Consider the following 5,270-nt stretch of genomic DNA (forward strand, 5'->3'; position numbering starts at 1 on the left):
GGACCGCGTCCACGCCATGCGCCTCGGCGGCCTGCTCGAAGTAGTTGTCCAGCTTGGGATAGCGCTCGTCGATCCGACGGGTAAAGGCGCGCATGTCGACGAAATCGAAGATTTCGGACACCGCGAAGTAACGGGTCTCCGTGGCGCTCAGCAGCGTCTGCGTGTCCGGATGCGCCAGCCACTGGTTCACGGCCTTCACCAACTTCCCGGCGGATCGGGGCATGGCCCAGGCGATGTCCCGCTGCTCGGACAGCGGGAACTCCGCGACCAGCGTGGGGAAATAGCGGCGATTGAGGGCGAAAATATGCGAATCGGCGACGGTGCAGTCCAGCGACCCGGTCCACACCTGACGCAGCAGGGATTCCGTGGTGTCATCAACCGTCTGAACCCGAAAACCGGGCTGGGCAGCGGCCAGGTCACGCAGGCTGCCAACGTAGCTGGTCCGATCCGCCACCTTCAATGTGACCGTCGGCAAGGCCTCCGGCGATTTCGCCCGCCGGCCTTCCCGGTTGCAGATCACCTGCTCGGTGATCCGCAGGGTCGGCGCGGAGAACGCGAAGCGCTCGGCACGCTGGTCCGTAACCGTGAGTCCGGCCGCGCCAAGGTCAGCCCGGCCATCGGCCACGGCGTCGAGCACACCCGCGGTGGACGACGCCTCGACCAGTTCCAGCGACACGCCCAGGGCATCCGCCAGGGCGTCGACTCGATCGTATTCCAGCCCCGCGTGGCGGTCGAAGCGATCCACGTACCAGATCGTCGGCGCATTGCGGATGGCGACCCGCAGCGCGCCCGAGGCCCGGATGGCCGCGAGGTCGCGGCCCGCCCGCTCCGTTGACGCACTGTCGGTGGATGACCCCCCGCCGCCGGAACCGCAGGCCGACATGGCCAGCGCGGCGATGGCGAGCAGGCTTCGATACGGCATGACACTCCCTCCGATCTCGATCCTCGCCTTCACACGCTATCAAACCCGCCACGCCGACCGGTTGAACGCCTGGTGGCGACCGCAGGGCCTAGTCCCGGCGCTGGCGCGACAGCTTGTCGAAGTCCTCGGCGAAATCGGTCAGGTAGTCGACCAGATGATCGCGCTGGCGCTCGTTGGCGATCGCGCTGATCCCCGCCGCCAGTTCCATCCAGCGCGCCTGGTTGCGTTCGCGGGATTCCAGCAGGGGTTGCGGGACCAGCGCCGTGTCGTCGAACAGCAGGTGAGCAACCCGCTCGGCGAACCCGGTTTCGGAGCGTGCCGCCAGCGCCTCGGCAAACGCCGCGCGCCATCGATACGAGTGATCCAGCCACTCCTCCGGGCTGGACTCGCGCGTATGCGACCAGTCCTCGATCAGCGCCTTCTGCGCATCCGACAGCCGGCCATAGCGCTTCTTCATCCAGTCCTCGACACGGTCAACCGCGTCCTCGCGGCGATCCTCGTCGGTGTCCTCCTCCAGGTCTTCGGCAACATCCTCGATGCTGTCGTCCACCTCTTCGAGAATCGATTTCACCTGCTGGTCGTCCAGCATCGCCAGCAGGGTCACGGTCTCCGGCGTTGCCCGCTCCAGCACACGATCGACATGCGCCTGAACCATGGCAAGCACGTCGGCGATCTGCTCCCGGCTCATCGGCCCCCGCGCCTGCTCGGCCAGTTCGCGCAGATCGGCCACGTAAAGCGGAAGCTGCTCGTGCCGGTGCCACAGCCACAGGGCCTCGAACCGCGGCTCGAACCAGTCTTCCTGACGATCGGTGAGGTCGAAGTACTTGCCGATCTCCCGTTTGGCGAACCAGTCCAGGTGGTTGTAGCCGAACTTGGTCGCGGTGCTGCACCCGGCACCCAGCACCAGGCTCAGCACCAGCCCGAAGCCACCAACGATGCGCAGCGCTTTCGGGATTAGTTCAGCCACTGGTCGAAGCATTTCGAAGCCTGTTCGTGGACGAAGACATGCCGGCGCACCAGCGCCGGAACATCCCGATCGTAGCCGCCGCCGATCACGCAGGCGACCGGCACGTCGCGCCGCAGGCATTGCTCGATGACATAGCGATCCCTGGCACGCATGCCATCGTCCGTGAGCGCCAGATGGCCCAGCCGGTCGGCGACGTGCACATCCGCGCCCGCGTCATACAGCACGCAGTCGGGGCGGAATCGATCCATCACTTCCGGAATGTGCTCCGCCAGCGCCGCCAGATACCCGGCATCGCCGGTATCGCGGGCCAGCGCGACATCGCGATCGCTGACGGCCTTGCGCACGGGGAAGTTCGTCGCCGCATGAAACGACAAGGTGAAGACACGCGGCTCACGCTCGAAGATGCGCGCGGTGCCGTCACCCTGGTGCACGTCGCAGTCGATGATCAGCACGCGCCCGACGCGACCACTGGCCAGCGCCCAGGCCGCCGCAACCGCGAGATCGTTGAGCACGCAGTATCCGGACCCGAAGTCGCGGTGCGCGTGGTGGGTGCCACCGGCGCAGTGCGCGGCCAGCCCGGCGGACAGGGCCAGCTCCAGCGTGTGGCAGGTGCCACCCACCGCGGCCATCGAGCGCGCCACCAGCGCCGGCGACCAGGGAAACCCCTGCCGACGCACCTCGGCGGCGCTCAGATCACCATGGATCAGGCGTCGCAGATAGTCCCGGTCATGCGCCAGCGACAGCAGTTCCACATCGGCCGGCTCGGGTTCGCTGAACTGGTCGGCCACGGCGATGCCCTGGGCCAGCAGTTCTTCCCGAAGCATCCCGAACTTGCTCATCGGGAACGGGTGTCGATCCGGCAGCACGACCTTCGAGTACACCGGATGAAAGACGATGGGCAGGCGGCTCACGACGGCGGGTTGTGAATCCGGAGCGTGGAACCCGGGTGTTTCCGCAGCGCATCGCCCACGCGTGTCGGGCGGTGCACCAGTTCTCCACCGCAATTGGGACAGACCCGCTGGAAATCATCGTTCGCGCAATCCGTGCAGAAGGTGCACTCGAACGAGCAAACCCAGGCACCGGTTTGATCCGGCGGCAGATCGACGTCGCAGCGTTCACAGCCCGGACGCATCTCCAGCATGGCCAGTCTCAACAAGAGGGGACGGCAGATTAGCGTGAGCAGATGCCGGACATGTTGAACACGGCCATCAGACCCGCTCCAGCAGCACTAGCGCCTCATCGCACCAGCGCACCCAGCTCTCGTGGTAGAGCACGCCGCTGCGCAGCGCGAGGTAGCGGCACCGACCGGTGGCATCGTCACCGGCCCCGTCGCCGAACTGCTCCCGCTCGATCTGCCGAAACAGCGCGAGCTTGTCGGCGTGCAAGGCCCGGTGACGGCGAATCTCCGGCAGCACGTGGTCGGCGCCCAGCACGGCGGCGCCGCGCACCTTCACCATCAGACTCTCGCGCACCGGCTCCGGGCCAACCGGTGCCCGCAGCCATTTGGCCAGCGCATCGCGCCCGGCATCGGTGATCGCATAGACCCGCTTGTCGGGTTTGCCGGATTGCGGCACATCTTCCGCAGAGACCCAGCCGGCGGTTTGCAGCTTGGGCAGTTCGCGATACATCTGCTGATGACTGGCGCGCCAGAAGTAACCGATCGAGCGGTCGAAACGACTCACCAGTTCGTAGCCGGAGGCGGGCCGCTCGGCCAGGGAAACCAGGATGGCGTGCTTCAGTGACATCGGTTGACTATGCAACAAGGTGCATATAACGTCGAGCCCCGCACTGGCCAGCAGAGAACTTCGTCATGAGCGAACGCGTCATCATCGACCGGCAGGGCGAGATCGCGCACGTGCGCCTGAATCGTCCGGAAAAGCACAATGGCATGGACTTCGCCATGCTCAAGGCCGTGATCAAGGCCGGACGGTCGCTGGCGAAAGACCGCGACCTTCGCGCCGTGCTGCTCTCCGGCAACGGCCCGAGTTTCTGCGCCGGGCTGGACGTGAAATCCATGTTCGCCGACCCCAAGCGCATGGCGCACGGCATGGCCGCGCTGCACAGCCCGGTCACGAACATGTTCCAGCAATGGGGCATGGTGTGGCGGGCATTGCCGGTGCCGGTCATCGCCTGCATACACGGCAACTGCTTCGGGGCCGGCATCCAGCTCGCCCTGGCGGCGGACATCCGCATCACCACACCGGACGCCAAGTTGTCGATCATGGAGGCCAAATGGGGCCTCGTGCCCGACATGAGCGGCATGGTCACGCTGCGTGAACTGCTCCCGGCCGATGTCGCCAAGGAACTGACCTTCACCGGGCGCGTGCTCTCCGGTGAGCAGGCCGGCGAACTGGGCCTGGTCACGCACGTCACCGCCGATCCCGAAGCCAAGGCGAACGAACTGATCGCCGAGATGCTGGTGCGCTCGCCGGACGCCATCGCCGCCGGCAAGGCATTGATTCACGACGCCTGGCTGGCCGACGAGGGAGAGACCCTGGCCGCGGAGCGCCGCTGGCAGCGCAAGCTGATGGGGCGCAAGAATCAGCGCATCGCCGCCAAGCGCAACACCGAGATGGCCAAGTCGGAAACCGGCGAGGCCACCACACCCTACGAGCCACGCAAGCTCGGTTGACCGCCCGTCGAGTTCGGCGACCAAGTCGGGAAACGTGGTGAAACCGGGTTGCAGCGGATATGAAAACGGCGGCACCGAAGACCTCGGCGCCGCCGCTCGAATCAGCGCGTGTCGCTTACTCGGCGCTGATCAGCTGGCTGGCCACACAGGCAACGGCATCCAGCGTCACCGTGATGACATCACCCGCCGACGACACCGGCGCCGGGTAGAAGCACATCTGGATGCTGGATTCGCTGTCATCCGCGGCGCCAGCCGTGCCCATCGCGGTGACCAGCAAAGCCGCTGCGCAAACCTGTTTCATCGTTTTCATGCATTAACCCTTGTTTCGTCCAAGAAAGTGCCGGGCATCCCGCCCGACTCCCGTTGCCATGCCCGCCCCCGGTTCCATGGGGGTGCCGTTGATCATCGGCCCGGGCTGACCGCGCGGTGGGCCGCATATCCCATGCCACGCACCGACCTTCCCGAGGATTTCACGTGACCACGTCTCCGTACCCGAAGCTGCTCGAACCCCTGGACCTCGGCTTCACCACCTTGCGCAACCGCGTGCTGATGGGCTCCATGCACACCGGCCTGGAAGACAAGGCCAAGGACTTTCCCAAGCTGGCGGCCTATTTTCGCGAGCGTGCCGCCGGCGGCGTCGGGCTGATCGTGACCGGCGGCTTTTCGCCGAACATGGAAGGCTGGCTCTACCCGATGGCGTCCAAGCTCTCGTCGCGGCGCGAGGTCGACCGTCATCGGCAGGTCACCAA

The 5,270-nt window shown here is 66.3% G+C and carries 7 protein-coding genes and 1 pseudogene; 2 read left to right on the top strand and 6 right to left on the bottom strand.

Going from position 1 to position 5,270, the window contains the following annotated elements:
• The 5 genes from ABNS06_RS12175 to ABNS06_RS12195 all read right to left on the bottom strand — a co-directional run.
• Positions 1-922, bottom strand: a 922-nt coding sequence (locus tag ABNS06_RS12175) for a transporter substrate-binding domain-containing protein (protein ID WP_348674871.1), incomplete at its 3' end; no start/stop codon positions are given.
• An 88-nt stretch (positions 923-1,010) separates the two neighbouring features.
• On the bottom strand, positions 1,011-1,889 hold the full coding sequence (locus tag ABNS06_RS12180; RefSeq protein WP_348674872.1) for a DUF6279 family lipoprotein: 879 nt from the start codon (positions 1,887-1,889) through the stop codon (positions 1,011-1,013).
• Entirely contained in the window at positions 1,877-2,800 is a 924-nt protein-coding gene (locus tag ABNS06_RS12185) for a histone deacetylase (RefSeq protein WP_348674873.1), read from the bottom strand. The genes ABNS06_RS12180 and ABNS06_RS12185 overlap by 13 nt, the downstream gene beginning before the upstream one ends.
• Positions 2,797-3,045, bottom strand: a complete 249-nt coding sequence (locus tag ABNS06_RS12190) for a DUF1272 domain-containing protein (protein WP_348674874.1) — start codon at positions 3,043-3,045, stop codon at positions 2,797-2,799. Before ABNS06_RS12190 ends, ABNS06_RS12185 begins: the two co-directional genes overlap by 4 nt.
• Before the next feature lie 52 nt (positions 3,046-3,097).
• Complete coding sequence (locus ABNS06_RS12195; protein WP_348674875.1) at positions 3,098-3,634, bottom strand: PadR family transcriptional regulator; 537 nt, start codon at positions 3,632-3,634, stop codon at positions 3,098-3,100.
• 65 nt (positions 3,635-3,699) lie between these two features.
• On the opposite strand from ABNS06_RS12195, the gene ABNS06_RS12200 reads away from it, so the two are divergent.
• Complete coding sequence (locus tag ABNS06_RS12200; protein WP_348674876.1) at positions 3,700-4,521, top strand: crotonase/enoyl-CoA hydratase family protein; 822 nt, start codon at positions 3,700-3,702, stop codon at positions 4,519-4,521.
• Between the two features lie 115 nt (positions 4,522-4,636).
• Here ABNS06_RS12200 and ABNS06_RS12205 read toward each other — a convergent pair whose 3' ends face one another.
• A complete protein-coding gene (locus ABNS06_RS12205; RefSeq protein WP_348674877.1) occupies positions 4,637-4,831 on the bottom strand; it encodes a hypothetical protein in 195 nt (64 codons plus the stop codon).
• Between the two features lie 164 nt (positions 4,832-4,995).
• Between ABNS06_RS12205 and ABNS06_RS12210 the strand changes: the two are divergent.
• Positions 4,996-5,270: pseudogene (locus ABNS06_RS12210) on the top strand (NADPH-dependent 2,4-dienoyl-CoA reductase); the annotation flags it as partial.

This window comes from uncultured Abyssibacter sp. (assembly GCF_964000955.1).
GTDB lineage: Bacteria > Pseudomonadota > Gammaproteobacteria > Nevskiales > OUC007 > Abyssibacter.

Bases quoted from the DNA above. Each gene is read 5' to 3' on its own strand.
- ABNS06_RS12205 (WP_348674877.1), bottom strand. From the start codon at position 4,831: ATGAAAACGATGAAACAGGTTTGCGCAGCGGCTTTGCTGGTCACCGCG.
- ABNS06_RS12195 (WP_348674875.1), bottom strand. From the start codon at position 3,634: ATGTCACTGAAGCACGCCATCCTGGTTTCCCTGGCCGAGCGGCCCGCC.
- ABNS06_RS12200 (WP_348674876.1), top strand. From the start codon at position 3,700: ATGAGCGAACGCGTCATCATCGACCGGCAGGGCGAGATCGCGCACGTG.